This window comes from Erythrobacter sp. SDW2 (assembly GCF_021431965.1).
GTDB lineage: Bacteria > Pseudomonadota > Alphaproteobacteria > Sphingomonadales > Sphingomonadaceae > Parerythrobacter.
In genome coordinates, this window is sequence record NZ_CP090370.1 from 501,543 (window position 1) to 527,066 (window position 25,524).

General features: G+C 64.4%; 34 protein-coding genes. 13 read left to right on the top strand and 21 right to left on the bottom strand.

Annotated features, from left to right (window positions below; all coding sequences use genetic code 11):
- Positions 1–189: 189 nt before the first annotated feature.
- From LY632_RS02425 to LY632_RS02445, 4 genes are all read right to left on the bottom strand, one after another.
- Positions 190–717, bottom strand: coding sequence for a hypothetical protein (locus LY632_RS02425; protein WP_234092222.1), 528 nt, complete (start codon positions 715–717; stop codon positions 190–192).
- Between the two features lie 135 nt (positions 718–852).
- Positions 853–1,023: a CsbD family protein gene (locus LY632_RS02430; RefSeq protein ID WP_234092223.1), complete on the bottom strand. Its 171-nt coding sequence runs from the start codon at positions 1,021–1,023 to the stop codon at positions 853–855.
- A gap of 161 nt (positions 1,024–1,184) precedes the next feature.
- Positions 1,185–2,162 (bottom strand): sulfur carrier protein ThiS, encoded by a 978-nt coding sequence (thiS, locus tag LY632_RS02435; protein ID WP_305040822.1) that lies wholly within the window; start codon positions 2,160–2,162, stop codon positions 1,185–1,187.
- A 17-nt stretch (positions 2,163–2,179) separates the two neighbouring features.
- A complete protein-coding gene (locus LY632_RS02445; protein WP_234092224.1) occupies positions 2,180–2,551 on the bottom strand; it encodes a MerC domain-containing protein in 372 nt (123 codons plus the stop codon).
- Between the two features lie 94 nt (positions 2,552–2,645).
- On the opposite strand from LY632_RS02445, the gene LY632_RS02450 reads away from it, so the two are divergent.
- The 4 genes from LY632_RS02450 to rpsI all read left to right on the top strand — a co-directional run bounded on the left by LY632_RS02450 (position 2,646) and on the right by rpsI (position 5,300).
- Positions 2,646–3,725: a COX15/CtaA family protein gene (locus LY632_RS02450; RefSeq protein WP_234092225.1), complete on the top strand. Its 1,080-nt coding sequence runs from the start codon at positions 2,646–2,648 to the stop codon at positions 3,723–3,725.
- Positions 3,722–4,039 (top strand): divalent-cation tolerance protein CutA, encoded by a 318-nt coding sequence (cutA, locus tag LY632_RS02455; protein WP_234092226.1) that lies wholly within the window; start codon positions 3,722–3,724, stop codon positions 4,037–4,039. The genes LY632_RS02450 and cutA overlap by 4 nt, the downstream gene beginning before the upstream one ends.
- Before the next feature lie 158 nt (positions 4,040–4,197).
- On the top strand, positions 4,198–4,677 hold the full coding sequence (gene rplM / locus LY632_RS02460; RefSeq protein WP_234092227.1) for a 50S ribosomal protein L13: 480 nt from the start codon (positions 4,198–4,200) through the stop codon (positions 4,675–4,677).
- Positions 4,677–5,300 carry a 30S ribosomal protein S9 gene (gene rpsI, locus LY632_RS02465; RefSeq protein ID WP_234092228.1) on the top strand — a complete coding sequence of 208 codons (624 nt, stop codon included), beginning with the start codon at positions 4,677–4,679 and terminating at the stop codon, positions 5,298–5,300. Before rplM ends, rpsI begins: the two co-directional genes overlap by 1 nt.
- Before the next feature lie 66 nt (positions 5,301–5,366).
- Here the strand turns inward: rpsI and LY632_RS02470 are convergent, their stop codons facing one another.
- The 3 genes from LY632_RS02470 to LY632_RS02480 are packed head-to-tail and all read right to left on the bottom strand — an operon-like array spanning position 5,367 to position 7,403.
- The gene (locus LY632_RS02470) at positions 5,367–6,224 is read right to left on the bottom strand and encodes a metallophosphoesterase (protein WP_234092229.1); all 858 of its coding nucleotides are present in this window, start codon (positions 6,222–6,224) and stop codon (positions 5,367–5,369) included.
- Positions 6,217–7,059, bottom strand: a complete 843-nt coding sequence (locus tag LY632_RS02475; protein ID WP_234092230.1) for a diacylglycerol kinase family protein — start codon at positions 7,057–7,059, stop codon at positions 6,217–6,219. The genes LY632_RS02470 and LY632_RS02475 overlap by 8 nt, the downstream gene beginning before the upstream one ends.
- A 41-nt stretch (positions 7,060–7,100) precedes the next feature.
- Positions 7,101–7,403: a hypothetical protein gene (locus LY632_RS02480; protein WP_234092231.1), complete on the bottom strand. Its 303-nt coding sequence runs from the start codon at positions 7,401–7,403 to the stop codon at positions 7,101–7,103.
- Between the two features lie 167 nt (positions 7,404–7,570).
- Here LY632_RS02480 and LY632_RS02485 point away from each other — a divergent pair, with 167 nt between their 5' ends.
- Positions 7,571–7,876, top strand: a complete 306-nt coding sequence (locus LY632_RS02485; protein WP_234092232.1) for a UrcA family protein — start codon at positions 7,571–7,573, stop codon at positions 7,874–7,876.
- 147 nt (positions 7,877–8,023) lie between these two features.
- Here the strand turns inward: LY632_RS02485 and LY632_RS02490 are convergent, their stop codons facing one another.
- The 3 genes from LY632_RS02490 to LY632_RS02500 form a co-directional block, all read right to left on the bottom strand.
- The gene (locus tag LY632_RS02490) at positions 8,024–8,773 is read right to left on the bottom strand and encodes a LytTR family DNA-binding domain-containing protein (protein ID WP_234092233.1); all 750 of its coding nucleotides are present in this window, start codon (positions 8,771–8,773) and stop codon (positions 8,024–8,026) included.
- The gene (locus LY632_RS02495; RefSeq protein WP_234092234.1) at positions 8,770–10,008 is read right to left on the bottom strand and encodes a sensor histidine kinase; all 1,239 of its coding nucleotides are present in this window, start codon (positions 10,006–10,008) and stop codon (positions 8,770–8,772) included. Before LY632_RS02495 ends, LY632_RS02490 begins: the two co-directional genes overlap by 4 nt.
- A 91-nt stretch (positions 10,009–10,099) precedes the next feature.
- A complete protein-coding gene (locus tag LY632_RS02500; RefSeq protein WP_234092235.1) occupies positions 10,100–11,620 on the bottom strand; it encodes a fumarate hydratase in 1,521 nt (506 codons plus the stop codon).
- A 179-nt stretch (positions 11,621–11,799) separates the two neighbouring features.
- Between LY632_RS02500 and LY632_RS02505 the strand changes: the two genes are divergently transcribed.
- The 5 genes from LY632_RS02505 (at position 11,800) to LY632_RS02525 (ending at position 16,947) form a co-directional block, all read left to right on the top strand.
- The gene (locus LY632_RS02505) at positions 11,800–12,399 is read left to right on the top strand and encodes a protein-L-isoaspartate O-methyltransferase (protein WP_234092236.1); all 600 of its coding nucleotides are present in this window, start codon (positions 11,800–11,802) and stop codon (positions 12,397–12,399) included.
- 2 nt (positions 12,400–12,401) lie between these two features.
- The gene (locus tag LY632_RS02510; protein ID WP_234092237.1) at positions 12,402–13,865 is read left to right on the top strand and encodes a TolC family outer membrane protein; all 1,464 of its coding nucleotides are present in this window, start codon (positions 12,402–12,404) and stop codon (positions 13,863–13,865) included.
- Positions 13,866–13,898: 33 nt separating this feature from the next.
- Positions 13,899–14,342: a DUF2497 domain-containing protein gene (locus tag LY632_RS02515; protein ID WP_234092238.1), complete on the top strand. Its 444-nt coding sequence runs from the start codon at positions 13,899–13,901 to the stop codon at positions 14,340–14,342.
- A gap of 62 nt (positions 14,343–14,404) precedes the next feature.
- Positions 14,405–16,579 carry a S9 family peptidase gene (locus tag LY632_RS02520; protein WP_234092239.1) on the top strand — a complete coding sequence of 725 codons (2,175 nt, stop codon included), beginning with the start codon at positions 14,405–14,407 and terminating at the stop codon, positions 16,577–16,579.
- The gene (locus tag LY632_RS02525) at positions 16,576–16,947 is read left to right on the top strand and encodes a ferredoxin (RefSeq protein WP_234092240.1); all 372 of its coding nucleotides are present in this window, start codon (positions 16,576–16,578) and stop codon (positions 16,945–16,947) included. The genes LY632_RS02520 and LY632_RS02525 overlap by 4 nt, the downstream gene beginning before the upstream one ends.
- On the opposite strand, the gene LY632_RS02530 is transcribed toward LY632_RS02525, so the two are convergent.
- Positions 16,944–17,237 (bottom strand): Rnf-Nqr domain containing protein, encoded by a 294-nt coding sequence (locus tag LY632_RS02530; RefSeq protein WP_234092241.1) that lies wholly within the window; start codon positions 17,235–17,237, stop codon positions 16,944–16,946. The genes LY632_RS02525 and LY632_RS02530 overlap by 4 nt on opposite strands.
- Before the next feature lie 99 nt (positions 17,238–17,336).
- On the opposite strand from LY632_RS02530, the gene LY632_RS02535 reads away from it, so the two are divergent.
- The 3 genes from LY632_RS02535 to xth are packed head-to-tail and all read left to right on the top strand — an operon-like array spanning position 17,337 to position 18,936.
- Positions 17,337–17,768 carry a CBS domain-containing protein gene (locus LY632_RS02535; protein ID WP_234092242.1) on the top strand — a complete coding sequence of 144 codons (432 nt, stop codon included), beginning with the start codon at positions 17,337–17,339 and terminating at the stop codon, positions 17,766–17,768.
- 31 nt (positions 17,769–17,799) lie between these two features.
- Positions 17,800–18,141, top strand: a complete 342-nt coding sequence (gene erpA / locus LY632_RS02540; RefSeq protein ID WP_234092243.1) for an iron-sulfur cluster insertion protein ErpA — start codon at positions 17,800–17,802, stop codon at positions 18,139–18,141.
- A 9-nt stretch (positions 18,142–18,150) separates the two neighbouring features.
- Positions 18,151–18,936, top strand: coding sequence for an exodeoxyribonuclease III (gene xth, locus LY632_RS02545; protein ID WP_234092244.1), 786 nt, complete (start codon positions 18,151–18,153; stop codon positions 18,934–18,936).
- A gap of 87 nt (positions 18,937–19,023) precedes the next feature.
- On the opposite strand, the gene LY632_RS02550 is transcribed toward xth, so the two are convergent.
- From LY632_RS02550 to LY632_RS02595, 10 genes are all read right to left on the bottom strand, one after another.
- A complete protein-coding gene (locus tag LY632_RS02550) occupies positions 19,024–19,671 on the bottom strand; it encodes a cell wall hydrolase (RefSeq protein WP_234092245.1) in 648 nt (215 codons plus the stop codon).
- 201 nt (positions 19,672–19,872) lie between these two features.
- Positions 19,873–20,211 carry a DUF1491 family protein gene (locus LY632_RS02555; RefSeq protein ID WP_234092246.1) on the bottom strand — a complete coding sequence of 113 codons (339 nt, stop codon included), beginning with the start codon at positions 20,209–20,211 and terminating at the stop codon, positions 19,873–19,875.
- A complete protein-coding gene (locus LY632_RS02560; RefSeq protein WP_234092247.1) occupies positions 20,204–20,662 on the bottom strand; it encodes a PaaI family thioesterase in 459 nt (152 codons plus the stop codon). Before LY632_RS02560 ends, LY632_RS02555 begins: the two co-directional genes overlap by 8 nt.
- Before the next feature lie 16 nt (positions 20,663–20,678).
- Positions 20,679–21,140 (bottom strand): PTS sugar transporter subunit IIA, encoded by a 462-nt coding sequence (locus tag LY632_RS02565; RefSeq protein ID WP_234092248.1) that lies wholly within the window; start codon positions 21,138–21,140, stop codon positions 20,679–20,681.
- Positions 21,141–21,246: 106 nt separating this feature from the next.
- Positions 21,247–21,816: a ribosome hibernation-promoting factor, HPF/YfiA family gene (gene hpf / locus LY632_RS02570; RefSeq protein WP_234092249.1), complete on the bottom strand. Its 570-nt coding sequence runs from the start codon at positions 21,814–21,816 to the stop codon at positions 21,247–21,249.
- Between the two features lie 48 nt (positions 21,817–21,864).
- Entirely contained in the window at positions 21,865–22,560 is a 696-nt protein-coding gene (gene dnaQ, locus LY632_RS02575) for a DNA polymerase III subunit epsilon (RefSeq protein WP_234092250.1), read from the bottom strand.
- A 44-nt stretch (positions 22,561–22,604) separates the two neighbouring features.
- The gene (gene coaE, locus LY632_RS02580; protein WP_234092251.1) at positions 22,605–23,204 is read right to left on the bottom strand and encodes a dephospho-CoA kinase; all 600 of its coding nucleotides are present in this window, start codon (positions 23,202–23,204) and stop codon (positions 22,605–22,607) included.
- Entirely contained in the window at positions 23,201–24,070 is an 870-nt protein-coding gene (locus tag LY632_RS02585; protein ID WP_234092252.1) for a shikimate dehydrogenase, read from the bottom strand. Before LY632_RS02585 ends, coaE begins: the two co-directional genes overlap by 4 nt.
- Positions 24,067–24,678, bottom strand: coding sequence for a nucleoside triphosphate pyrophosphatase (locus tag LY632_RS02590; RefSeq protein WP_234092253.1), 612 nt, complete (start codon positions 24,676–24,678; stop codon positions 24,067–24,069). Before LY632_RS02590 ends, LY632_RS02585 begins: the two co-directional genes overlap by 4 nt.
- Positions 24,675–25,511: a pyruvate, water dikinase regulatory protein gene (locus LY632_RS02595; RefSeq protein WP_234092254.1), complete on the bottom strand. Its 837-nt coding sequence runs from the start codon at positions 25,509–25,511 to the stop codon at positions 24,675–24,677. The genes LY632_RS02590 and LY632_RS02595 overlap by 4 nt, the downstream gene beginning before the upstream one ends.
- Positions 25,512–25,524 lie beyond the last annotated feature (13 nt).

Genomic DNA, 25,524 nt, shown 5'->3' on the forward strand with positions numbered 1-25,524 from the left:
AGATTTTAGTCGCTTCCGGATAGCTTCAAGGTGCCCAAGAGAGCCATTTGTCACGGGCATTCCTAGAGCAATCGAGAGGTTCCCGATGGCCTGTTCTGCGGTAGCGAAATGCGTCAGTACTTGTCCGAGCCAAGCGAATGGCTCCGGGCAAGTTGATGCACCGCTTATGGGGAGTTGCTCCACTGAACCCTAAGCCGCCTCAGCCTCGATAAACTCCGGATAGAAGGTCGGCTGCTGGCTCGACCAGCCGGGCGCAGTGGCGGCGGCTTCGCTCAAGCTTTGCAGCAGGATCTTGCGGCGTTCCGGGCGGATGTCGGGGAGCGCGGCGGCGGCGACGAAGGCGCTGGGCAGCCACGGGCGGACCTGTGCGCCGAGCAGTCGTTCGTAGAGGAAGCGGAAGGCCGAGAAACCCTCGATCCGTTCCTGCCCCAGGTCGAAGGTCGCCAGGTGGATCAGCGTGCCGAGAAACCCGTCGATCCGGTCGCCCGGGCCGAGATCGGCCACATCCTCGCGCAGGCGCTTCAACTCCTGGTAGGCGACATACTGGCTGCGGATGGCGATATTCTCGTCTGCATTGCGGGCCCACACCTTGAACGCGTCGCAGCGGCCGAGCCCGATGTCGAGACTGCGGCGGATATAGCGCTGTTCGCACGGCGTGAAGCTGGCGAATTCGCGCATCTCGGCAATGCTCAGCGACTGGATACCGGTAGAGGCCATTGGTCGATTCCCCATATTGCAGAGGGAATGTCGCCCAAGATGGTTAACAATGGGTTAGGCATGGCCTCAGAAATGAAGCCACATGAAAAGGGGCCACGCAGCGCGTGGCCCCTCTTCATGGTCGATTGGCCGGGATCAGACCCTGTCGCCGAGCGCACCCTTGATCGAACCCTTGACCTGCTGGGCTTCGCCCTTGCGCTCCTGCGCCCGACCTTCTGCACGCGTTTCGGGATCGTTTGAGGCCTGCTTCACCTTGCCGACCGTTTCGTTGGCCATCCCCTTGGCTTTGTCTTTCAATTCACCCATTGTCTTTCTCCTGTCGATGTTGTTGCCGCCGGCCACCCGAGGGAGGGGGTTGGGGGTGGGCGAGCCGACGGCAAGTCGCAGGACTTGCGACTCGTGAAATCAATGGTTTGACAGGCAGCTTGTTCCGGCAGTTGCGCTGAAGAGTGGGCCTCGCGCGATGGTCAGATGAGGCCAGCCAGAGGGCTGGAAGGATCGGCATATTTGCGCGTGCCCATCCGGCCCGAGAGATAGGCTTCGCGCCCTGCCTCTACCGCCAGCTTCATGGCGCGCGCCATGCGGATCGGGTCCTTGGCCTCGGCAATGGCGGTGTTCATCAATACCCCGTCGCAGCCGAGTTCCATCGCTACGGCGGCGTCGCTGGCGGTCCCGACCCCGGCATCGACCAGCACCGGCACGCTCGCCCCTTCGACGATGAGGCGGATCGTTACCCGGTTCTGGATCCCGAGCCCCGAACCGATCGGCGCGCCGAGCGGCATCACCGCGACCGCCCCGGCATCCTCGAGTTGCTTCGCGGCGATGGGATCATCGGTGCAATAGACCATCGGCAGGAAGCCTTCCCTGGCCAACACCTCGCAGGCGCGGATGGTCTCGACCATATTGGGATAGAGCGTGCGCGCCTCGCCCAGAACCTCCAGCTTGACGAGGTCCCAGCCGCCGGCTTCGCGCGCCAGCCGCAGGGTGCGGATCGCATCCTCGGCGGTAAAGCAACCGGCGGTGTTGGGGAGGTAGGTGATCCTGTTCGGGTCGATATAGTCGGTCAGCATCGGCGCCTTGGGGTCGCTGACATTGACCCGGCGCACGGCGACAGTGACGATCTCCGCGCCGGAGGCCTCGACCGCTGCGGCGTTCTGTTCGAAATCCTTGTACTTGCCGGTTCCGACGATCAAGCGAGAGTTGAAGGTGCGGCCCGCAACCGTCCAGCTGTCGCCCTGCCCACCCCCGACGAAATGAACGATCTCGAGCGTATCGCCGTCACTCAGAGCAATGTCCTCCAGCTGCGAGCGCGGGGCAATCCCGCCATTGTGCTCGACCGCGACCTTTTCAGGCACGAGTTCGAGTTCGCGCACAAGCGCTGCAATCGTCGGAGCTGAGGTGCGGCGGGTCTCGCCATTGACGGTAAGGGTCAGCTGTTCGCTCATGCGGAGCGAGATAGCGGTCAATGCGAATGGCGCAAGTTCAGGATGTGACCGACCGACACCAGTGCAACGCCGATGATGGTCAGCACCGCTTCCTCGACCCCGTGCGGGGCGGCCAGTGCCCCGCCCATGAAGGTGAGGCCGGTCATGGCGATGACGAAAGGCGCCCGGCGGCGGTGCCGGATCGCACCCCAGCCGATGGCGACACCGGCGATGACGCAGGCGATGGCCAAGCCCCAGCGATGGATCGCCGGCGAGAGGAACCATTGCCCCCCGATGCCCAGCGCGGAAATCACCGCGATGCTGGCAAGGCAGTGGATCAGACACAGGCCGGACAGGAAAATGCCGGCGCGGTCGAGTCGCGACCGGAAAGAGGGAATCGGCTGATTCATGCTGCCGGCCATGTATGTTACGGTATATCTTTTCGCAAGGCCTGTTGCACCGAAGCGGCTTGAATCGTTCGCCCGGTGAGACCATTGGGCCAGCATGGCTACCCCCAGTGAAGTTCCCCCTCTCTCCACCCGCACCCCTGCTCCGGCTGCGCTGGCTCGCTGGCTGTGGGTCGTCGCAGCTATGGTGATAACGATTGTTGCCATCGGCGGGATCACACGGCTGACCGAGTCGGGTCTGTCGATCACCCAATGGAACCCGGTCACCGGCACGCTGCCGCCGCTGAGCGAGCAGGCCTGGCAGGCCGAGTTCGCCAAGTACCAGGCCACGCCCGAATACCGTCTCGAAGCCGGCCCGGCGGGCATGACGCTCAGCGACTTCAAGTTCATTTTCTTCTGGGAGTGGTTTCATCGTCTGATGGGGCGGATGATCGGGCTGGCTTTCGCCCTGCCCCTGGTTTGGTTCTGGATCAGGGGCCAGATCCCCCTGGGCTACAAGCCGCGCCTCGTCGCCTTGCTGGCACTGGGCGGCCTGCAGGGCACTTTCGGCTGGCTGATGGTCCGCTCGGGCCTGTCGGGCGACATGACCGACGTCAGCCACTTCTGGCTGTCCGTCCACCTGCTTACCGCGCTGTTCACCCTGTCGGGGCTGGTCTGGACCGCGCTTGACCTGCGCCGGCTCTCGCGGATCCCCGATGCCAGGCCGGCACGTCTTACAGGGGTCGCATTCGTCACCGCCGTGATCCTGTTCGTACAATTGCTGCTGGGCGCTTGGGTCGCCGGGCTGAATGCCGGGCCAGTCTCGGGCGGCGGCTTCCCCAATGGCTGGCCGGGCATGCAGGGCAAGTTCTTCCCCGATGGCATCGACTGGTCGCAAGGGCCCTTTTACGCTTTCACTCATGACCCCTACCTGCTCCACTTCCTTCACCGCTGGTGGGCGTGGGTGGCTGTCGCGGCGCTGGTGGTGCTGGCGCGCAAGGTCCGCCCCTTCGACCGGCGCGTTTCGATCGCGGTGCACACCGCATTCGGGACGCAGATCGTGCTCGGAATCGCCACCGTGCTGACGGGAGTGGCGCTTTGGATCGCGGTCGCGCACCAGCTGGTCGGTGCGCTGCTGGTCGCCGCCACTGCCTGGGCCGCCCATGCCGTGGGCACCGCGCGCAATACGGCCCGATGACGGCGCTGATCTACGCCCCTTTCCCAGACCGCGAAAGCGCGCGGGCAGTGGCCGGGACACTGCTCGGCGATAGGCTGATTGCCTGCGCCAACCTGCTTGGTGAAGTGGAGTCGCTCTACGAATGGAACGGCGAGCAGGGCGAGGGCCGCGAGATCGGAGTGCTGTTCAAGACCGATGGCAGCTTGCTCGAGCGCGCCGTGGCGCGGATCGAAGCGCTCCACCCCTACGACACGCCCGCAGTGCTGGGCTGGAAATGCGATGCGGCGGGTGCGGAAACAGCCGCCTGGCTCCGAGCGCTCAAGCACAGGCAATAGCGAGCGGTATTATTTTACCTCTCCTGAAACCCGCAAGTTTGCTTGACTTTGCGCCCTATCCCGACCAATTGGCGCGCCTTGAGCGGGCCCCTGACGGGATTCGCGCATCGCCTGTGGTTTTGCTCCAGGCGTCGAAACACTAAGGAACGAGACCAGCCATGAAGGCGCTTACGAAAGCGACCCGGTCGATCAAGCCGGCCGAGGTCGAAAAGAACTGGCACGTGATCGATGCCGAGGGTCTGGTGGTCGGTCGCCTCGCTGCGATCGTCGCCAACATCCTGCGCGGCAAGCACAAGCCGAGCTACACCCCGCACGTCGATTGCGGCGACCACGTCATCATCCTCAACGCCGGCAAGGTGAAGTTCACTGGCAAGAAGATGACCGACAAGGTCTATTACAAGCACACCGGCCACCCGGGCGGCATCAAGGAAACCACCCCGGCCAAGGTGCTGGAAGGCCGCTTCCCCGAGCGCGTGCTGGAAAAGGCTATCGAGCGCATGATCCCGCGCGGCCCGCTCGGCCGGGCGCAGATGAAGGCGCTGCACATCTATGCCGGCACCGAGCACCCGCATGACGGCCAGAAGCCGGCTGTGCTCGACGTTGCCTCCATGAACCGCAAGAACAAGGTCACCGCGTGATGGCTGACGAAAAGAAGCCCGAAGAAACCACCCCGGAAACCCCCGTGGAAACTGGCGCGGAAACCCCTGCGACCGAAACTCCGGCGGTTGAAGAGACTGCTGCTGCTGAAGAAGCCAAGGCCGAGAAGGTCACCGACCTTGCCGACCTCGGCAACATCGCCGGCGATGCCCCGCAGGCTGATGCCGCGGCAATCGCCGCCAGCTCGGCACCGCTGCGCCAGCAGGAGCTCGACAAGCAGGGCCGTGCCTATGCCACCGGTCGCCGCAAGGACGCTGTGGCCCGCGTATGGGTCAAGCCGGGCAAGGGCACTGTCACCGTCAACGGTCGCGACCAGGAAATCTACTTCGCCCGTCCGACGCTGCGCCTGATCATCAACCAGCCGTTCGCGATCACCGATCGCGAAGGCCAGTATGATGTCATCGTGACCGTCCGCGGCGGCGGCCTGTCGGGCCAGGCCGGTGCGGTCAAGCACGGCATCGCCCAGGCCCTGTCGAAGTACGAGCCGGAACTGCGCAGCACCGTAAAGGCTGCCGGCTTCCTGACCCGCGACAGCCGCGTGGTCGAGCGCAAGAAGTACGGCAAGGCCAAGGCCCGCCGCAGCTTCCAGTTCTCGAAGCGCTAATTACTGCTTCCAGTTGGAACACGAGAGGGCGGCCCTGCGGGGTCGCCCTTTTCGTTGCGTGCTGGGTCAGTGCACCGGCGGATCAACGGCCGGGACAGCACCGATGGGAGCGACCGGCTCACCCGGATGGCGCGGCGGGAGTGCATCGGGCGGAACGTCCTCGATCATCATGTCGCGTGTCGCCACCTGTTGCAGGTTGCGGACTTCGACGGCCAGTTTGCCTCCAGACCACGTAAGGGCATTGAAACTCGGGGGAGTCGAGCGGGTCCGCTGCGATAGGGTGCCGGCTCCGATCATTCGCACCGGGCCATTCGCCGTTTCCTCCGTTATATCGAACGCGTCATGGACATGTCCGCTGAGCACGGCCTCCACTGGCCGGGTTGCCAGCGCTTCAAGAGCGCGAGTGCCGCCGCGGGTAAGGGCCGTTCCCTGAGTGCCGACCTCCCGCAGCGGGTGGTGCACGGCGATAAGGGCGCGTGTGCCCGGTGGCAGTGCGTCGATGGCGGCCAGACACAGATCGAGCGCAGCAGGTGTGACCCACCCCTTCGACCAGTTCAGCCGTGGCTGCGCCCGCGTCGCCGTCTTGAGCGGGATGATGGCGAGACCAGGCAGGTCCAGCTCCCGCTCGACCATCTCCCGCATCCCGCGGAACCGGCGATAGGGGGCGAAGAAGCGCTCGATCGGATTGAAGTACGGCATGTCATGATTGCCGACGCCAACAGTCACCGGCACGCCAAGCGCGGTGATCCACGCCGTTGCCGCTGCAAACTCTCGATGCCGCGCCCGCATCGTAAGGTCGCCGGTAATCGCGACAGCAGCAGGCCGGTGGCGCGCAACCTCGTCAGCAAACCATGCGATCGCCTGCTTGTCTTCAAGGCCGAAATGGATGTCGGAAACGTGAAAGATCAGGGTGGTGTCAGCCATTGGCGGCGGTCACTAGCAGATCGACGCGGCTGCTGCCCACCGCCAATCTGGCCTGACGCACCTCTTCTGCCGGCTCGCCGTCAATGAGCATCCCAACCATGCTCCCGTCCACGGCAGCCAAAGTTATGCTGCCGTCAAGCTCGAAGGTTTCGTGAGGGCCCGAGCGGAAATCGTGCCTGAGCAGTGCAGCGAGTCCGATGGCAAATTCGCCCAGATCGTCGGCATGGTATCCGCATAGCTCCATTCGGTCGGTTGTCGGCAGAACTTCGATGAGCGGATAGCCTTCGCGCCGTCCGATTTCCGGCGCGTAGCATGCGACGCGTGAATCCGAGCTGGTAGTGGAGAATGCACGCACAGCCGATCCGGCGAGCTCGGCAATATTGAGATCGCGCATCGCCTCGCGGACCTCGTTCCACGATGTCCCCGGTCCGATCATGACCCCTGCAAGGGAATCTCTTGAGCCCGTTCGGACAACGGTGGGGCGAGTCCGCCTCGCATGGCCAGCGGCCACCGCTTCGAGAATTGCCATTGCATCGGCGTCGCCGTGCAATCGCCTGGAGGCAAGATTCATCGTGCCGCCCGGCAGGATCAGCACCGCGCCTTCCCAGCCGGCCAGATTGTTGACGACCCCGTGGATGGTCCCGTCACCACCGAACACCGCCACGATATCGTCCTTGCCCAAACTGGAAGGTAGGGGACATTCGGTGTCGGGTAGCAAAACCGATTCAACCGAGCCCAGGTTCAGCACGCGTGCACGCGCCAGCAATTCATCGATCACGGACTGGTCGAAGCTGCCGCTGCGGCAGTTGGCAACCAAGATGAAACGAGGGTTCATGGCCCTTCAAGCGTGTCGGCAGGCAATGGTTCCCGTTGGATTCAGAGTCGCTTTGAAAGAATAAGCCACGCGGCCACGGCGTTGAGTCCGGAATAGGCAGCATAGGCCCAGATAACGCCGGGATAGCCCTTGTCCGCCAGGAACAATGCCGCCAGCAGGACGACGAACTCGGTCAACAGCGATGCCTTTCCGCCCAGTGCTGCTGTGAACCACGCCGAGCTACCGAGCAGCGGGTGACCGCTTGCCAACACCGCCTTGTGCATCGCGAAATTGGCGATACCGAGCAGGAAGATCGGGACGAGCAACATCATGCCATAGTGCCGCATTCGCTCGTCGGTTGCCAAGTAGCGTTCGTCCCGTCTTTTCGCCAACCGGTCCGTTACCGTCCCCACCCGTCGAGCCGATGACGCGTGTAATCGAACCCTCCGCGCACGCCTTCGATCAAAAGCGTAGACCCGTGTTTGCGAGTGGCCACCCCCCAACGGGCCATCGCAAGACGGAGGAAATTGCCATGAAGACCCCCATGATTGCCCTTGCAGCGGCGGCCACCTTGCTGACCGGTGTTCCGGCGCTGGCCGATGACGCCGCTCCGGACATGGTCGTGCGCTACGCCGACCTCGATCTCACAACCGAAGCCGGTCAAAAGACTCTCGAAAGCCGGATCGATGCCGCAGCGAAGAAATATTGCGGTGTTGGCGAACAGCGCACCGGTACGCGGATGAAGTCCTCGCAGGCAACCCGCTGCTATCGCGATGCCAAGCGCCTCGCCAACCAGCAATTCGCCGCCATCATCAGCGATGCCAGGCGCGGCGGCTAAGCCATTGGCTGGCTGACGCGACTCCAGCCATCCAGACGGTACCGGTCAGCCGGCCGGTACCAGCACCCCGAGCCGGACGCAGTCCCCCGGCTCGGGGTTTTCCTTTTGGGGGCGGGCAAAGGGTCGAACGTGGATGTCTCCGGCGCCTTACCGCCCGGCCATCGCCTTGACCTTCGGCAGATAGGTGCGGCCGATACGCAGCGCCTCGCCATCTTCCAGCTCGACGGACCACACGCCCAAGCCATCATGGCGCAGGCCGCGAATGCGGTCCTTCCGCAGGATGGTCGAGCGGTGGATGCGGATAAAGTCCGCCGGATCGAGCCGCTTTTCAAGGCCGGCGATGGTCTGGAGTAGCAGGTAGGTCCGCGCGAGGTCGCCTTCGCCGACATGCAACCGGACATAGTCGCGCTCGGCATCTATCCGGCCGACCTGCGCGGTTTCGATGCGGATCAGTTCGGAACGATGCGGCACCCACAGTTCCTGCAACCATTCGCTGTTGGTTCCGCTGCGCACCTCGCCGCGGCGGGCGACGGCGCGGTCGATCGCGCGGGCCAGCCGGTCCTGTGCCACGGGCTTGAGGACATAATCGACTGCGTCGGTATCGAAGGCCTCGACCGCAAAGTGATCATGCGCGGTGACGAAGATCACCGCCGGGTGCGTCTCGTGCTTGCCGAGCTTGCGCGCGACGCCGAGCCCGTCGAGCCCGGGCATGGTCATGTCGAGCAGCACCAGATCGGGTCGCAGAGCTTCGACCAGCCGCAGGGCGGCCTCGCCGTCGCTGGCGGTGCCGACGACACTCAGCGCGGGGATCTTGGCGCAGATGACCTGCATCCGCTCGACCGCGAGCGGTTCGTCATCGACAATCAAGGTGCGCAGCGCGGGGGTGGGATCGCTCATGCCGCAGCCTTTCGTTCAATGGGCAGCCGCAGTTCGCTGACATAGCCATCCTCGACCGGACCGGAAGTGATGGTGGCATCGCGGCCGAAACGAGCCTCGATCCGGTCCTTCACATTGGCGAGGCCAATGCCGAAGCCGGGTTTCGTTCCCTTGGGCACGCCGGGACCGTCATCGGTGACGCGGATCACCAGCCGGTCAAATTCCTCGTCGGCGCTGACCACCACGGAAACGGGACGATTGACCGGGGCAACGCCGTATTTGACCGCGTTCTCGACCAGCGGCTGCAGGATCATGCCCGGCACCCGGCACGAAGCGAGCGCGGGCGGCAAGTCGAAGCGGACCTTGAGCCGTTCGGGGAAGCGCAGCATCTCGATATCGAGATAGTGCTGCTGCAGCGCGAACTCGTCTTCCAGCCGGACATCGGCGGTGGTGTCGTCAGCCAAGCTGTGGCGGTAGAAATTGCTCATCGCCTGGATCATTTCCTCGGCCCGCTCGGCCTTGCCGGTCATCACCAGCGAGGACAGCGAGTTGAGCGTGTTGAACAGGAAATGCGGGTTGACCTGGTAGCGTAGGGACCGCAGTTCGGCCGCCTTGGCGGCGCTGCGGAAGCGCTCCCCGCGCCGCTCCGCCGCCTGCGCTCGCGCCCCGGCCAGCAAAGCGAGATAGAGCGCCGCCCAGGCGAGCAGCAGGAAGTAGCGGCTCAGCGCGAGCTCGACGAGGCCGATCCACTGCTCATCCTTCGCGCTCGATGCAGGAAGGACGACTTGCGCCGTCGCGCCGTCGGGACCGAGCGCCCCGTCGGTATCGGGCGAATCCGGAACGGGGGCTTCGATGATGATATTGCCCGCTTCATCGCGGCCGATCTTGAAGCCGCGGTTCTCCGCCATCCTGCTTTGGACTTGGTCCTGCACGGGTGCGAACAGCATCTGGTTCGCTTGGGCGGTAAGGATGGCTGTCGGTACGGCCAGCACCAGCGCCGCCACCACCTGCATCCACATCCGGCGATGGTCAAACAGCCGCAACAACATCCACATCACGAAAGTGATGCCTGCACCCGCCAGACAAACCAGTGCCCGCCGCCACAGCAATTCGCCGAAGAAATCGAGCCCGACAATCGAACTGCGCAAGGTGATCAAGACGAAATAGCAGAACCACAGGCCCGCGATCGACAGCAGCACCTGGCGCAGCGGAACCCGCGCCATTTCGTCCGCTTCCTGTGTTTCTTCTGCAAGCATGATGTCAGCGAGCCTCTAGACCCATGCGTCCTTTCGAAACAGCCCCGTGGTCGAAGCGACTCGGCACTTGGTCGAGGGAGGTTGCCGCCAGTCAGGCCAGCAAATGTTCCTCGGCGATGCGTTTCTTCCATTGCGCCGGGGCCAGCGTGTGGACATTGTTGCCGCGCGCATCGACCGCGACGGTCACCGGCATGTCCTTGACGGTGAACTCGTAGATCGCCTCCATCCCGAGATCCTCGAACGCCACGACCTTCGATTCCCTGATCGCCCGCGCCACCAGATAGGCCGCGCCGCCGGTCGCCATCAGATAGGCGACCTTGTAGCGGCTGATGACCTCGACCGCATTGGCGCCGCGCTCGGCCTTGCCGATCATGGCGAGCAGGCCAAGGTCGAGCATCATCTCGGTGAACTTGTCCATCCGGGTGGCGGTGGTGGGGCCGGCCGGGCCGACGACCTCGCCCATCACCGGATCGACCGGGCCGACGTAATAGATCGCGCGGCCCTTGAAGCTGACGGGCAGTTCCTCGCCCTTGGCCAGCATGTCCTGGATGCGCTTGTGCGCGGCGTCGCGTCCGGTCAGCATCTTGCCCGAGAGCAACAGCCGGTCGCCATGCTGCCAGCTGTTGACTTCTTCCTGCGTCAGGTGGTCGAGATCGACGCGCTTGGCCGCAGCATCGGGTTCCCACTGGACATCGGGCCATTTCGACAGGTCTGGCTGCTCCAGGTAGGCCGGTCCGCTTCCGTCGAGCGTGAAGTGTGCATGGCGGGTGGCGGCGCAGTTGGGGATCATCGCGATCGGCTTGCCCGCCGCGTGGCAGGGCGCATCGAGAATCTTGACGTCGAGCACGGTCGATAGCCCCCCCAGCCCCTGTGCCCCGACGCCTTGCGCATTGACCGCATCGAAAATGTCGATCCGCAGCTGTTCCAGATCGGTTTGAGCCCCGCGCTGCTTGAGCTGGGCCATGTCGATCGGTTCCATCAGGCTCAGCTTGGCCAGCTTCATGCAGTGTTCCGCCGTGCCGCCGATACCGATGCCGAGCATCCCCGGCGGACACCAGCCGGCACCCATCGAAGGGATCTGTTCGACCACCCAATCGACGATATTATCGCTGGGGTTCATCATCTTGAACCTGGACTTGTTCTCGCTGCCGCCGCCCTTGGCCGCGACGTCGACCGACACCGTGTTGCCCGTCACCATCTCGACGCTCAACACGCAAGGCGTATTGTCACGGGTGTTGCGGCGGGTGAAGGCGGGATCCGCGAGGATCGAGGCACGCAGCTTGTTCTCGGGGTGATTGTAAGCGCGGCGGACGCCTTCATCGACCACTTCCTGCAGGCTCAGCTTCGAATCGAGCCGACAGCCCTGGCCCCATTTGACGAAGACGTTGACGATCCCGGTGTCCTGGCAGATCGGCCGGTGCCCTTCGGCGCACATTCGGCTGTTGGTCAGGATCTGGGCAATGGCATCCTTCGCCGCCGGGCCCTGCTCGGCCTTGTAGGCTTCGCCCAGCGCGAGAATGTAGTCCATCGGGTGATAGTAGGAGATGAACTGCAGCGCGTCGGCGACGCTTTCGATCAGGTCTTCCTCCCGGATAACCGTCATGTCGCTCATCGAAGCCATACTCCTTCTCGTAGAACCACTGTCCTTGTCGGCGCCCACGCCGCGCTAGGCCCATAATCGCACGGGGCGCAAGGCGTCAAAGCGCTTGGCGCACATGGCGTCTGTCTTTAAAGCGGCAATTGACGAGCTGTATTGTTGGTGTAATACAGCTGGCACAAGCTTGAGGTACCATGATCGACACTGCCACCTGCCCGCTGGATTTCGCCGCCGCCCGCAAGGCCATGCTGGACAGCCAGCTACGCACCTCGGGCGTCAACGAGCCCTTCGTGCTCGCTCGCATGGGTGCGGTTGCGCGCGAAGACTATGTCCCGCCCGAAGCGCAGGGCTATTGCTACATGGATCGCGCGATCGCGCTGCCGGGCAATGGAACGCTGGCCCAGCCGGTTTCGCACGGCAAGATGCTGACCGCTGCCCGGCCCGGTGCGGGCGAGAGCGTGCTGGTGGTCGACAACGGCAATGGTTACCTGACCGCACTGGTCCAACCGCTCGCCGGCAAGTGCGACAGTGTGTCGGTTGAAGACGCGGCCGCGGGCAAGAAGCGCGGCAGCTATGACCTGATCCTGGTGGATGGTGCGATCGAGACTTTCCCGGCAGCGCTGGCCAAGCGGCTGGCCGATGGTGGCCGTGTGGTCACCGGCCTGATCGACAATGGCGTGACCCGCCTCGCAGTGGGCCGCATGGCTGGCAAGGACGTGGCCTTCCGCAATATCGAAGACATCGCCCTGCCACGCCTCACCATCTTTGACGCACCCAAGGGCTGGAGCTTCTGACCATGAACCGTTTCGCCCGCAAGGCCGCCTGGCTGGGAGGCGCAGCGCTGCTCGTCGCTGCTCCGGCGCAGGCCGATACGCTGCGCGAGGCGCTGGTGGAGGCCTACAATACCAATCCGACCCTCGCCGCAGCCCGCGCCCAGCAGCGGGCCGAGGACGAGAACCCCAATATCCAGCGTGCGCAGGGCTTGCCCAATGTCACGGCGACCGGCCAGTATGTCGAGTTCGTCAAGCCTTCGCCCAATTCCTTTGCGCCGACCGAACGTCTGTTCAGCGTCGGGCCGGACCTGACAGTCCCGATCTATTCGGGTGGCGCAGTAAAGAACGGCATTGCTGCGGCCAAGGAACGTGTCGTGGCCGGCCAGGCGAGCCTCCGGGGAACCGAATCGGCGATCTTCAGCCAGGTTGTGGCCGCCTATATGGACGTGCTGCGGACCCAGGCGCTCGTCTCGCTCAACGCCAACCAGGTCGATGTCCTGTCTGTCAACCTGCAAGCGACACAGGACCGCTACGAAATCGGCGACCTGACCCGGACCGATGTCGCCCAGTCCGAATCGCGACTGGCGCTTGCGACCGCGGATTTGCGGAGTGCCCAGGCGAACCTGATCCTGGCACGTGAAACCTATATCCAGCTGGTCGGCTCGGCGCCCGACGAACTGGAGCCGCCTCCGCCGCTTCCCGGACTGCCCGCCAACCCGATCGTTGCGGTCGACACGGCATTGGAGAACAATCCCGACCTGCTCGCCGCGCGCCAGCGGGCCGAAGCTGCCGGCTTCGATACCAAGGCTGCCGGTGCCGGGAGGATGCCGAGTGTCTCGGTGTTCGCCGGGCTCGATTACAACGACTATTTCGGGACGCTGCAGGGCGGTGCTCCCGGCCTCTCGCAGACCGAGACCACTGCGAGCACGGGCGTTCGTTTCTCGATCCCGATTTTCCAGGGTGGCCTGCCCGCCGCTCGCCAGCGCCAGGCCGCCGAGCGCGAGAACGCCGCACTGGAGCAGGTCATTGCAACCGAGCGTGACGTCATCGCCCAGACCCGCGCCGCGTTCTCGAGCTACCAGGCATCGCTGCAGGTGATCGAAAGCTCGCAAAAGGCCGTCTCTGCCGCCGAGCTCAGCCTCGAAGGCGTGCGGGCAGAAAATTCGATCGGCAACCGCACCATTCTCGATGTGCTCAATGCCGAACAGGAACTGCTCCGCGCCCGCGCCCAGCTGGTGACGGCACGGCGCAATGCCTATGTCGCAGGCTTCTCGCTGCTTGCCGCGATAGGCAAGGCCGAGGCGCGCGACCTCGGCCTCGACGGCGGCGCGCTCTACGATCCGCTGACCAATTACGAGGCCGTCAACGGCCGCATCTGGGACTGGGACCGCCCCGACGATGCCGCCGCGACGTCAACGAGAACCGTTGACATTCCCCCGGCAAACGCAGAGATTCCACAGGACGCGGCGGGGTTGCCGCAGCCATAGGGTCTGCGAATCACGATTCAGGGGGGATACGGCATGCGCCAGCAGGGCGAAGCCTCGGTCGAGGAAATTCTCGAATCGATCAAGAAAGTGATCGCGCGCGACAACCGCGATGGCGCGCTCGACGCGCGTCGTCGGCGCGAGAGCGAAGCTCAGGCGGAGGAGCTTACCGACGAGGGCGCGGAAGAGGTGCTTGAACTCGACGCCGATGCGGTGGTCGAGGATGGAGAGGCCGAAGGCGCCCCGCTGCTGACCGAAGCCGCTCGCGAATCGATGCGCGACAATCTTGCCGCGCTGGCAATGCTCGCCGAACCTGGTGCCAGGCCGCAGATCGTCCGATCGGGCGAGACTTCGCTCGAGGGGCTGGTGCGCGAAATGCTGCGCCCTATGCTGAGCCAGTGGCTCGACACCAACCTGCCGCCGATGGTCGAGCAGATGGTGCGCGACGAGATTGCCCGGATCGCCGGCAAGAAGGGCTGACGCGCCCTTCGCATCGGGAAAAATCCTTGCAGGCAGGCGTTGAGGGCTTAGACCCGCGCCCCATGACAAAACATCTCGGGACTGCGCTGGCCCTCTGCCTCGCGACATCGCTTTCGACCCCGCTGCTGGCGCAAGAGGCCGACCCCGCGCCCATGACCGCGCGCGACCTCGTCACCATGCCGCGCCTCGGCGCGCCGGCGGTGTCGCCCGACGGCAAATATGCCGTCTATTCGGTCACTGTGACAGACGAGGAGACGCTGGCGCGCAAGAGCGAGCTCTACCTGCGCAACCTGACCGATCTCGATTCGGCGCCGGTCAAGTTGGACCTCGGCGAATCGGCTTTCGGCGTCACTTTCGGGGCTGATGGCCTGCTCTACTTCCTCTCGGACCGTCCCGACGAAGGCACCACCGACAGCGAAGGAACCACGGAGGTCTGGCGCGCGGTGCTCGAAGCCAATGGCAACGTCACCGGACCGATGCAGGTGACCAATATCAGCACCCCGGTCGAAGGCTTCACGCTATCGCCCAAGGCCGACGCGATTGCGCTGTGGGCTCCGGTGTCGCGCGACTGCGAAGCGTTCGGCTGCGGCACAGATGGCACGGCGCACCTGCCCGGTCCCGGCAACGGCCGCCTCTATGACGCCAATGACGGCTTCGTGCGCCATTGGGACGAATGGGAGACGCCGGGCACCTACAGCCGGATCTTCGTTTTCGGGCTGGAGGACGGCAGGGCGGTGGGCGATGGCGAACCACTCGATGGCCCGGCGGACGTAGATGGCGCTCTGACCGGCGATGCCCCGACCAAGCCCTTCGGCGGGGCTGAGGAAATCGCTTGGGCCCCCGACGGGTCGGCGGTCTATTTCACCGCCCGACTTGCCGACGCCCGGGAACCGTTGTCGACCAACCTCGACATCTATCGCGCCGCGCTCGATGGCGGGCCGCCAGAGAACCTCACTGCAGACAACCAGGCAACCGATACCACGCCGGCGGCTTCGCCCGACGGGCGCTACCTCGCCTGGCTGGCGATGGAGCGCCCGACCTATGAGGCCGACCGGCTGCGGATCATGCTGCGCGACCTCAAGACCGGCGCTGTCCAGGAGCTGACGCAGGACTTCGATCGCAGCTTCGGCTCGCTGGCATGGACACCCGATTCGAAATGGATCGTTGCCACCGCGCAGGACGTGCTCGACACGCCCGCTTTCCGGATCGATCCGAAGAGCGGAAAGGTCGAAAAACTCGATCTGATGGCGGGCAACGAGGCCCATATCGGCAATGTCGTGCCCTTGGCGGGCGATCGGCTGCTGTTCACCCGCGATTCGATCGGAGCACCGGCCGAGCTGTTCCTGTCCGCCGAGTGGCAACAGGCCAAGCCACTGACCCAGGTAGCCTCGTCCAAGGTCGGCGCGATGGCTGCGACTGTAACCACCCGCTTCAGCTTCGCCGGTGCCAATGGCGATACCGTGTGGGGCCAGATCACCAAGCTGGAGGATTTCGACGGCGCGATGCCCGCGATCCTCTACATCCACGGCGGCCCTCAGGGTTCGTTCAACGATGCCTGGTCGACCCGCTGGAATCCGCGCGTGCTGGCGAGCCAGGGCTATGCGGTGATCTCGGTCGATTTCCACGGCAGCACCGGATACGGCGAGGCCTTTACCGATGCGATCAACCGGGACTGGGGCGGCAAACCGCTGGAGGACCTGCAGAAAGGTCTCGCTGCCGCGCTCGCGCTCGATCCGCAAATCGATGGCGACCGCGCCTGCGCCATGGGCGCGAGCTATGGCGGCTACATGGTCAACTGGATCGCCGGCAACTGGCCCGACCGGTTCGACTGCCTGGTCAACCACAACGGCCTGTTCGACAACCGCGCGTTCTATTTCTCGACGGAAGAAAAATGGTTCCCGCGCTGGGACTTCGGCGGCTCCTATGCCGAATCGGCCGCAACCTATGAGAAGTGGAATCCGGTGAACCACATCGATGCGTGGAAGACGCCGATGCTGGTGGTGCTGGGCGAGAAGGATTTCCGAGTCCCCTATACTCAGGGACTGGGTGCCTTCACTGTGCTGCAGGAAAAGGATATCCCGGCGCAGTTGCTGGTCTTCCCGACCGAAAACCACTGGGTGCTGGGCGCCAAGAATTCGCTGCAGTGGCACGATACGGTGTTCGCGTGGCTTGAGCGCTGGCTGAAGTCCGACGACGAGCAAACGAGCGAGGGCGAGGGCGAGGGCGAGGGCGAGTGACATCCGAGCGCCAGCTCGACAAGGCCCGCACCGCGCTCGGCTTCATCGGCGGCGAGACGCTCACCCGGCACATCTTCCTCTGTGCGCTGAGCGAGAAGCAGAAATGCTGCCACCGCGAGGATGGCGAGCGGGCGTGGAAATATTTGAAGCGGCGCTTCAAGGAGCTCGAACTGAACGAAAGGTTCGGACTCCAGCGGACCAAGGCGGATTGCCTGCAAGTCTGCGCCGCCGGGCCAGTCGCGGTCGTCTGGCCCGACCGGATCTGGTATCATTCCTGCGATGAAGCTGCGCTGGAGGCGATCATCCAGCAGCACCTGATCGGTGGCGTGCCGGTTGAACAGTACCGGCTTCGCACAGCAGAGGATTAGTCCTCGCCGTTCCTGGGCAGGCGGTTGTCGACCGAATCGTCATGTCCCGTGCCGTTGCTCAGGAACACCAGCCCCATCAGCGCGCTCATCAGCATCATCGAGAAACCGATCCCGAGGCCGACCGCGATGAAAAAGTGCGGCGAGACATCGTTGTTGTTGGTGTAGAGCAATGCCAGCGCGATCACGACGACGCCAACGGTCGCCAGAAACATGAAGCGCATCAGCCGGCGATAGCGGGCCCAGGCGAAAGCCGCGTTTTCGGGATCGTCGAGCGGGGATTTGCCAACCATGCGCGCCTCCTGAACCTCTCGCCGCAGACAGTAAAGCGCGGGATTCGCCAAAAGCGCCAATCCGTGTCATCTTCCGTGATGTTGTGAAGGAGGAGCGAGATGGAAATCGGACATCTGATCGCCGGGCGCAGCCCCTCGGACATCATCAGCGTCGATGCGGGCCAACCGGTCCGCGAGGCTGTGGCGATCCTTGCCGGCAAGCGGATCGGGGCGCTGCCGGTGATGCAGGACGGCAGCATCGTCGGCATCTTTTCGGAGCGCGACGTGGTCTACCGCATGGCCGAGGAAGGCACTGCCTGCCTCGACAAGCTGGTGGCTCAGGTGATGACCGCGCCGCCGATCTCGGTCGAGAGAAACACGACGGTAATCGAAGCGCTGGGCCTTATGACCCGTCGGCGCATTCGCCACCTGCCGGTGATGGACAATGGCAGCTTTGTGGGCTTCGTTTCGATCGGCGACCTGGTGAAATCGCGGATCGACGAGGTCGAGCACGAGGCGCAGGCGATGCGCGAATATATCACCACGGCTTGAGACGCGACCCGGCAAGGCCTACATCACCGCCATGAGCGAGACTGCTACCCTCAACCCGGCCCTGACCGAATCCGCCGCCGCGCGGGTGCGCCGGATCGCGGAGAAGCAGGGCAAGCCCGCTATCTTGCGGCTCGCCGTCGAGGGCGGAGGCTGCTCGGGCTTCCAGTACAAGTTCGAATTGGCCGATGCGGTGGAAAGCGACGACACCCAGACGCAAACCGACGGTGTTACGCTGGTGGTGGATCCGGTCAGCCTCGATCTTGTTGCCGGGTGCACCGTCGATTTCGTCGAATCGCTCGGAGGGGCGGCGTTCCGGGTGGAGAATCCGCAAGCCGCCGCAGGTTGCGGTTGCGGTTCGAGCTTCGGCATCTAAGGTCCGCGCATGCGGATCGCTACATTCAACATCAATGGCATCAAGGCGCGGCTGCCGCGCCTGATCGAATGGCTCGAGGAAACACGGCCCGCGGTCGCCTGCCTGCAGGAAATCAAGACGCAGGACGAAGGCTTCCCCGCCGAGGAACTCGAGAAGATCGGCTATCACGCGATCTGGCACGGGCAGAAGAGCTTCAACGGCGTGGCGATCCTCGCCGACGGGGTGAAACCGGTCGAGGTGCAACGCGGACTCGGCATCGATGGCCCGAAGGAGGGCGAGGGCGAGCAGGCGCGCTATCTGGAAGCCGAGGTCAACGGCGTGCGCATCTGCAACCTTTATCTCCCCAACGGCAACCCCCATCCCGGACCCAAGTTCGACTACAAGCTGGCGTGGATGGAGAAGTTGCGCGCGCGCATGGCGGAGATCTGGGCCGAGGAAATGCCGGCCGTGGTGCTGGGCGACTTCAACGTCATCCCGGAAGACAAAGACGTCTGGTCGCCCAAGGCCATGGCCGACGATGCGTTGATGCAGCCGGAATCGCGCGATGCTTACCACCAACTGCTGGCTGACGGCTGGACCGACGCGATCAACGCCCGCAACCCGCGCGGTGGGGTCTGGACCTATTGGGATTACCAAGCCGGCGCGTGGCAGCGTGACCATGGCTTCCGCATCGACCACTGCCTGCTCTCGCCCGAGCTGGCCGACCGGCTCGTCGCCTGCGGGGTCGACAAGGAATACCGGGGGCGCGAGAAGGCGAGCGACCACACGCCGGTGTGGGTCGAAGTCGCGGTCTAGCCGCCAAATGCGAGAAGACCCCGCCGCCGCACATGCGACGACGGGGGCTCCTGCGACCCTATCCCTTCGGGAGAGGAAGGGACGGGCTTAGCGGTAGAAAATGTGGGTGCTGATCGTTGCCAGCGCCTGTTTGCGATAGCTCCACTTGGGCTTCACGTAGTTGGCGTGGAAATAGAGCGCGTCACCGGCCGCGCTGTCCCACAGGCCCTCATGGGCGATGCGGGCTATCTTGACCGCCTGCTGCCAGACGAGCGAGCGGCGCTTGATCGACGGCATGCGGCCACCCTTGACGAAAGAGAATTGCGAGCGCTGGTACACCACGCCGCAATAGTCCGAGGGGAACAGGTCGGACTCGGCGCGATTGATGACGACCTGCGCTACCGCCAGCTGGCCCGCAAGCGGCTCGCCGCGCGATTCGAAGTAGATTGCGCCGGCCAGGCATTCCATCTGCCGCGACAGCTGCGCCGGGGCGTCGAGCCGGGCGACGAGCTGGGCAAGGCTTTCGGCCTCGACCTCGGTCTCTGCGGCGGGTGCTTCGGCTTCAGGCAGCGGCTGGACGACTTCCTGTGCCACGAACTTCGGAACGGTCTCTTCGACCAGCGGGGCTGCGACGTCGGCAGAAGGGGTCGCCTCGGTCGCTTGCGCGTTGGCACCCGAAAGCTCGGTGTTGCCAGCGATGGTGGCGAGGCCGACGGCAAGGGCGGCCACGCCCGCGAAATGGGTCTTGCGACTCATGAAACTCGGTCAATATGCGGTGAGCGCACCTGGCGCAGGCTGGAACCTGTCTCGCGTTGTTTGCGTTACTGGGGGGTTGTTCGTTGCTAGCCTGCCGGCCGCTCCCCGTCTGCGTGCTAATGCTGCAACCGGAATGTTGCGGCACCGCCTGCGCACATGGAGAACGGCGCGCCAAATAGGTTTCGGGACGCTTAAGTCAACTTAACGCGGCAGCGATGCGATGAACCGTGCCGGATCCGCGATGTCTACCTCGAGGATCCAGAGATCGCTGTCCTGGCGCTGCCGTTTCGCCAAATAATCGGAGAATTCCGTTTTTTTATCAATATCTTCCATGCACGAAAGGGTCCAGGCTCGGCTTCCGTCGAGCTGGGGCATCCTTTCGTAAAATTGCGCGGACGAGCCACTTTCTATGGTTACCAGTGCGATCGTCCCGGCGTCACGCTCACCTTTGGCAAGCACGGTGGCAAAACCGCCCCTAGCCTCGACAAGCCGGATCAGAGCGGACACTTCGAGATGCGCGGGAAGGCGCGAATCAGGCATTGGAGCTCGTGTCCGCATATCCGGGCAGGCCCGACAGCGGAATATGCGAACGCATGAAGGTCCCGGTGCCGCGGCCGATTTCCTCGCCCTCATGGTCGACCAATCGTGATTCCGCCACGAACACGCGGCGCTTGCCACTGATCCAGCGGCCCTCGGCGACCACCTCCCCGACGCGCACCGGCTTGGTGAAATGGAGGTTGAAAGAGGTCGTCAGCAGGAAGCGGTCGGTCACCAGCGTGTTGGCGGCGTAAAAGGCCGCATCGTCGAGCATCTTGAAGTAGATCGTGCCATGCGCAGCACCGGCGGCATGGTAGCTCTCCTCGGTGATCTGGAACACGATCCGCGAACGGCCCTCGCCTTCGACATGAAGCTGCGATTCAAACAGCCGGTTGATCGGCGCAGAGGTATAGAGCCGTTCCAGCGCGCGGTAATGGAGACTCGCCCCGCCCATCGCTTGAGCGCCATCCTCAGGCAGCGGCACGTTCGACCGCATTGGTGATCAGCGCGTAGAGCGCGGCGTTGTCCGGGGCTTCGGCCAGCTGCCGGTGCACCTCTTCATCGCGCACCAGCCGCGAAATTGCGGCGAGGGCATGCAGGTGGGTCGCCCCGGAATTGGCCGGGGAGAGGAGGCCGAAGACAAGGTCGACCGGCATGCCGTCAGCCGAGCCGAAATCGCACGGCTCTTCCAGCCGGAGCAGCGCCACCTTGGGGCTTCGCAGGTCTTCGAGTCGGGCATGCGGAATGGCCGCGCCGCGCCCGAACCCGGTGCTGCCCAGCTTCTCGCGCTCTTCAAGGCCTTCAAGCACCATTCCGGCGTCGAGACCGTAAACTTCGGCAAAATGCTCCGCCAGCAGCGCCAGGATTTGAGGCTTGCTGGTCGCGGCAACACTCTTCACCGCTTCTGGTGGAAATCGAAACAGGGCGTCCATAACTAAGCGGGTGGTCTTTCGACAAACAATCGGGAGAATGAAAACCACGCCCTTCCAGGGGCTTGTGGTCACGTTGGAGTTGCTTGGAGTCCTGCCGCAAGCAAGCTCAGTGCGGCTCAACCCATCCGATCGCGCCGTCGCGGCGGCGATAAACCATATTGTGCCGCCCGGTGCCAGCATTTTTGAAGAACAGCGCATTGGTGTCGCGCAAGTCCAGCATCATCACCGCATCGGCGACGCTCGCTTCGGGAATGTCCACCTTGGTCTCGGCCACGATCGGCAGCGCGCCTTCCTCTTCGAGCTCTTCGATATCATCGGGCTCCGGGACAAAAATTGTGTAAGCCGCTTCTTCCTCGCGCAGGGCATGGTCGGCCTGTTCGTGGCGATCCTTGATCCGGCGCTTGTAGCGGCGCAGCTGCTTGTCGATCTTTTCCGCCGCAGCATCGAGCGCGAGATGCGCGTCCTGCGCCTGGCCATGCGCCTTGAGCACCAGCCCCTGCATGACATGGGTCACGATATCGCAGACAAACGCACCGGCCGGAGCCTTGCCGAAAGTGACATGCGAGCTGAGCGCGCGGCTGAAATACTTCTCGACGATGGCGCCCAGACGTTCGGCAGCGTGATCCTGCAAGGCGACCCCGGTATCCATCTGGTGGCCCGAAACACGAATATCCATCGTTGCCTGTCTCCTTGCTGTTGGATGTTCAAACCTACACCGGGCGGGTTAACGCCCATTGTTCCACAACGGGTCCGCGATCCCTTCGAGAAATGCCTTGTGCCGCGCGAGTTCCTCTTCGCTCGCCGTATGGGGGCGCGGCGCACGGAACACCCGCTCGATCGTCTGCATGGTTATGGCCGTCCCCGAAGCGCCGACTGCTTCGACTTCGGCATCGAGCACCAGCCCGATCTGCCGCCCGCCGAGCAGCTCCAGATAGACCTGCGCCAGCAGCTCGGCGTCGAGCAGCGCGCCGTGTTTCACGCGGTGGCTGCGGTCGATGCCGTAGCGGGTGCACAAAGCATCGAGCGAAGCCTTGGCCCCGGGATGCTTCTTGCGGGCGATGGCAACGGTATCGACCATCCGGTCAAGCGCAATCGGCTCGCGCCCGCACAGCGCCAGCTCATTGTTAAGGAAGCCGAAGTCGAATCCGGCATTATGCGCCACCAGCGGCGCATCGCCGAGGAATTCGAGCAAGGCGTCGGCCCCGTCGGCAAACAGCGGCTTGTCGGCGAGGAAAGCGGAGGAGAGGCCGTGCACTTCCTCCGCAGCGGAAGGCATGTCACGCTGCGGGTTGTAATAGGCGTGGAAGACCTCGCCGGTCGGAATTCGGCCCATCAACTCGACACATCCGATTTCCACCAGCCGGTCCCCTGTCTTGGGGTCCAAACCGGTGGTTTCCGTGTCGAAAACGATTTCACGCATTGGTTACACTATCGGCCCGATGGCGCGAGTCTGCAAGGGGTGGATTAACCTGCCGGCCGTGCAAGCAGATCGATCAGCGCGGCCACCTCGGCGCCCGTTTCCTCCAGCGTGCGTCCGGTGTCGATGACGTGGTCGGCACGGGCGCGTTTGTCCGCATCGGGCACTTGCAGCGACAGGATATGCTCAAATTTCTGCTCGGTCATGCCCGGGCGGGCGAGCACTCGCCGCCGCTGATCCTCCGCCGGGGCGGAGACGACCACCACGGTATCAACCGCTTCATGCCCGCCCTTTTCGAACAAGAGCGGAATATCGAACACCACCATCGGCCTGTCGGCATTCTCGGCCAGAAATTGCGCGCGCTTCTGGCCGACGGCGGGATGGATCAAAGCTTCGAGCCGCGCGAGCGCTGCCTTGTCGGCAAAGACCTGCGCGCCGAGCGCTTCGCGCTTCACGCCGTCCGGCCCGGTCGATCCCGGGAAGGCGGCCTCGATCGCATCGATCAGCTCGCCTTCCGGCCCCTGCATCCCGCGCACTTCGGCATCGGCGTCGAACACCGGCACGCCGGCCGCCTCGAACATGGCGGCGACGGTCGACTTGCCCATGCCGATCGAGCCGGTGAGCCCGATGATAAGGGGCCTTTTCATGCCAGCAGCCTTTCACGCAGTGCCGCGTCGTGGTCGCGCGGCGGGGCGACGCCGAAGAATTTCTGGAAGGCTTCGGCTGCCTGGCCGATCAGCATCGAGAGGCCGTCGATCGTCCCGAAGCCAGCCGCTTCGGCGCCTTCGAGCAGGGGCGTTCTGGCAGGTGACGTCACGATGTCATAGACAATCGCTCCCGGCGGGGCATGCGACAGGTCGAAGGCCAGCGGCTCCTGCCCCGCCATGCCCAGCGGCGAAGCGTTGACGACCAGGTCAAGCAAGCCTTCGCGGTCATCGAAGTCGAAATCGGTCGGCGCGGCGAAATGATCGAGCCGCGGGGTGTGATGGTCGCCGCCGGGCGCAAGCTCGTCGAGCAAGGTCCGCGCCTTGGCCGGATCGCGCCCGGCGAGCACCAGCGTGAAGCCCTCGCCCGCCAACCCCGTTACGATCGCCCGCGCCGCTCCGCCCGTGCCGAGAATGCGCGCCATGCGGTAGAGGTGCGGTTCCTTTAGCCGGTCCCGCAATGGCTCGAGGAATCCGCCGACATCGGTGTTATAGCCCTTCAGCGAGCCATTATCGCCTCGCACCACAGTGTTTACCGCCCCGACCCGCGACGCGAGCGGATCGAGCCGGTCGAGCAAGGGAATGATCGCCTGCTTGTGCGGCATCGTGACATTGCAGCCGCGCCACTGTGCGTCTCCCCGTCGCTGGGTGAGATAATCCTCCAGTTCCGCTGGGCTGACATGACAGGCCCGGTAATCGGCATGGAGCCCGAGCTGGTCGATCCAGAACCCGTGAATCACGGGCGACTTCGACTGCGCAATCGGATCGCCGATCACTTCGGCATATGGTCTTCCTGGGGGCTTGCTCATGCCTCGAGCACACCGCGTTCGCGCAACGCCTCCAGCACCGCCAGCAGCGGCATGCCGAGCACGGTGAACTGGTCGCCGATGATGCGCTCGAACAACTGCACCCCGCGCGCCTCGATCCGGAACACGCCGACACAAGCTGCGACCTCGGGCCATTCGGCATCGAGATAGCTTTCGATGAAGCTGTCCGAGAGCTCGCGCACATGCAGCACCGCCAGCCCGTGATCGATCCAGGTGATCCGGCCATCGACGGCCAGCGCCGCGGCGCTGTGCAGCCGCATCGCCTTGCCGGAGAAAAACCGCAAATGCTCGGCCGCCTGTTCGCGGCTGGCCGGCTTGTCGAAGCGGCGCCCGTCGACCTCCACCAGACTGTCGCTGCCGAGCACCAGCCGGTGCGGATCGGCCGCGGAGACCGCCACGGCCTTGGCCGCCGCCAGCGCCTGCGCGATCTCCCCGGGTTCTGCCTCTTCCATTGCTGCTTCGAGCGCACGTTCGTCGATCTCGGCGGCACGGATCTCGAAATCCACGCCCGCCGCTCCGAGCATGGCCCGGCGCGAAGCACTCTTGGAAGCAAGGATCAGGGCCCGTCCTGAGCTTTGTCGAAGGGTCATATCGGCCGCTCCTCCGGCTTGCTGTCGACGTGGCGGTCGTTGTGCAGCCGGATGATGGCGGCAGCGGTTTCCTCGATCGAACGGCGCGTCACATCGATCACCGGCCAGTTGTTGTCGGCGAACATGCGGCGGGCGAATTTCACTTCCTCGGATACCCGGTCTTTCTCGACATAGGAGGTCTCGGCCTGCTCGTTCAGCGTCAGCAGCCGGTTGCGGCGGATCTGCACCAGCCTCTCGGGAGCGGTCGTCAGCCCGACGACCAGCGGATTCCTGAGCTGGTAAAGCTTGGGCGGCGGCGGGCTTTCGATCACCAGCGGGATATTGGCCACCTTGTAGCCGCGATTGGCGAGATAGATGCTGGTCGGCGTCTTTGACGAACGGGACACGCCGGCAAGGACGATGTCCGCCTCTTCCCAGTTTTCCCAGCCGACTCCGTCGTCATGGGCGATGGTGTACTGGATCGCTTCGACGCGCTTGAAATAGGCTTCGTCCATGCGATGCTGGCGGCCGGGGCGGCCATGTGCCTCTTGCCCCAACTGGACTTCCAGTGCGGCGGTAACCTCGTCGAGAGCATCGACCGCCGGCAGCGACAACTGGTTGCAATGCTCGCGCAGCGCGGCCCGCGTTTCCGCATTGACCAGCGTGAACAACACCAATCCCGGATTGGCACTGAGTTCGGGGATGATCCGCTCCAGATGCTGGCGCGAACGGACCATCGGCCAGAAATGGCGCACGACGTCCGCGTTCTCGAATTGTGCCAGCGCCGCCTTGGCGATCATCTCCAGCGTCTCGCCGGTCGAGTCCGAGAGAAGATGGAGGTGGATACGCTTCATGGTGAACGGAAAT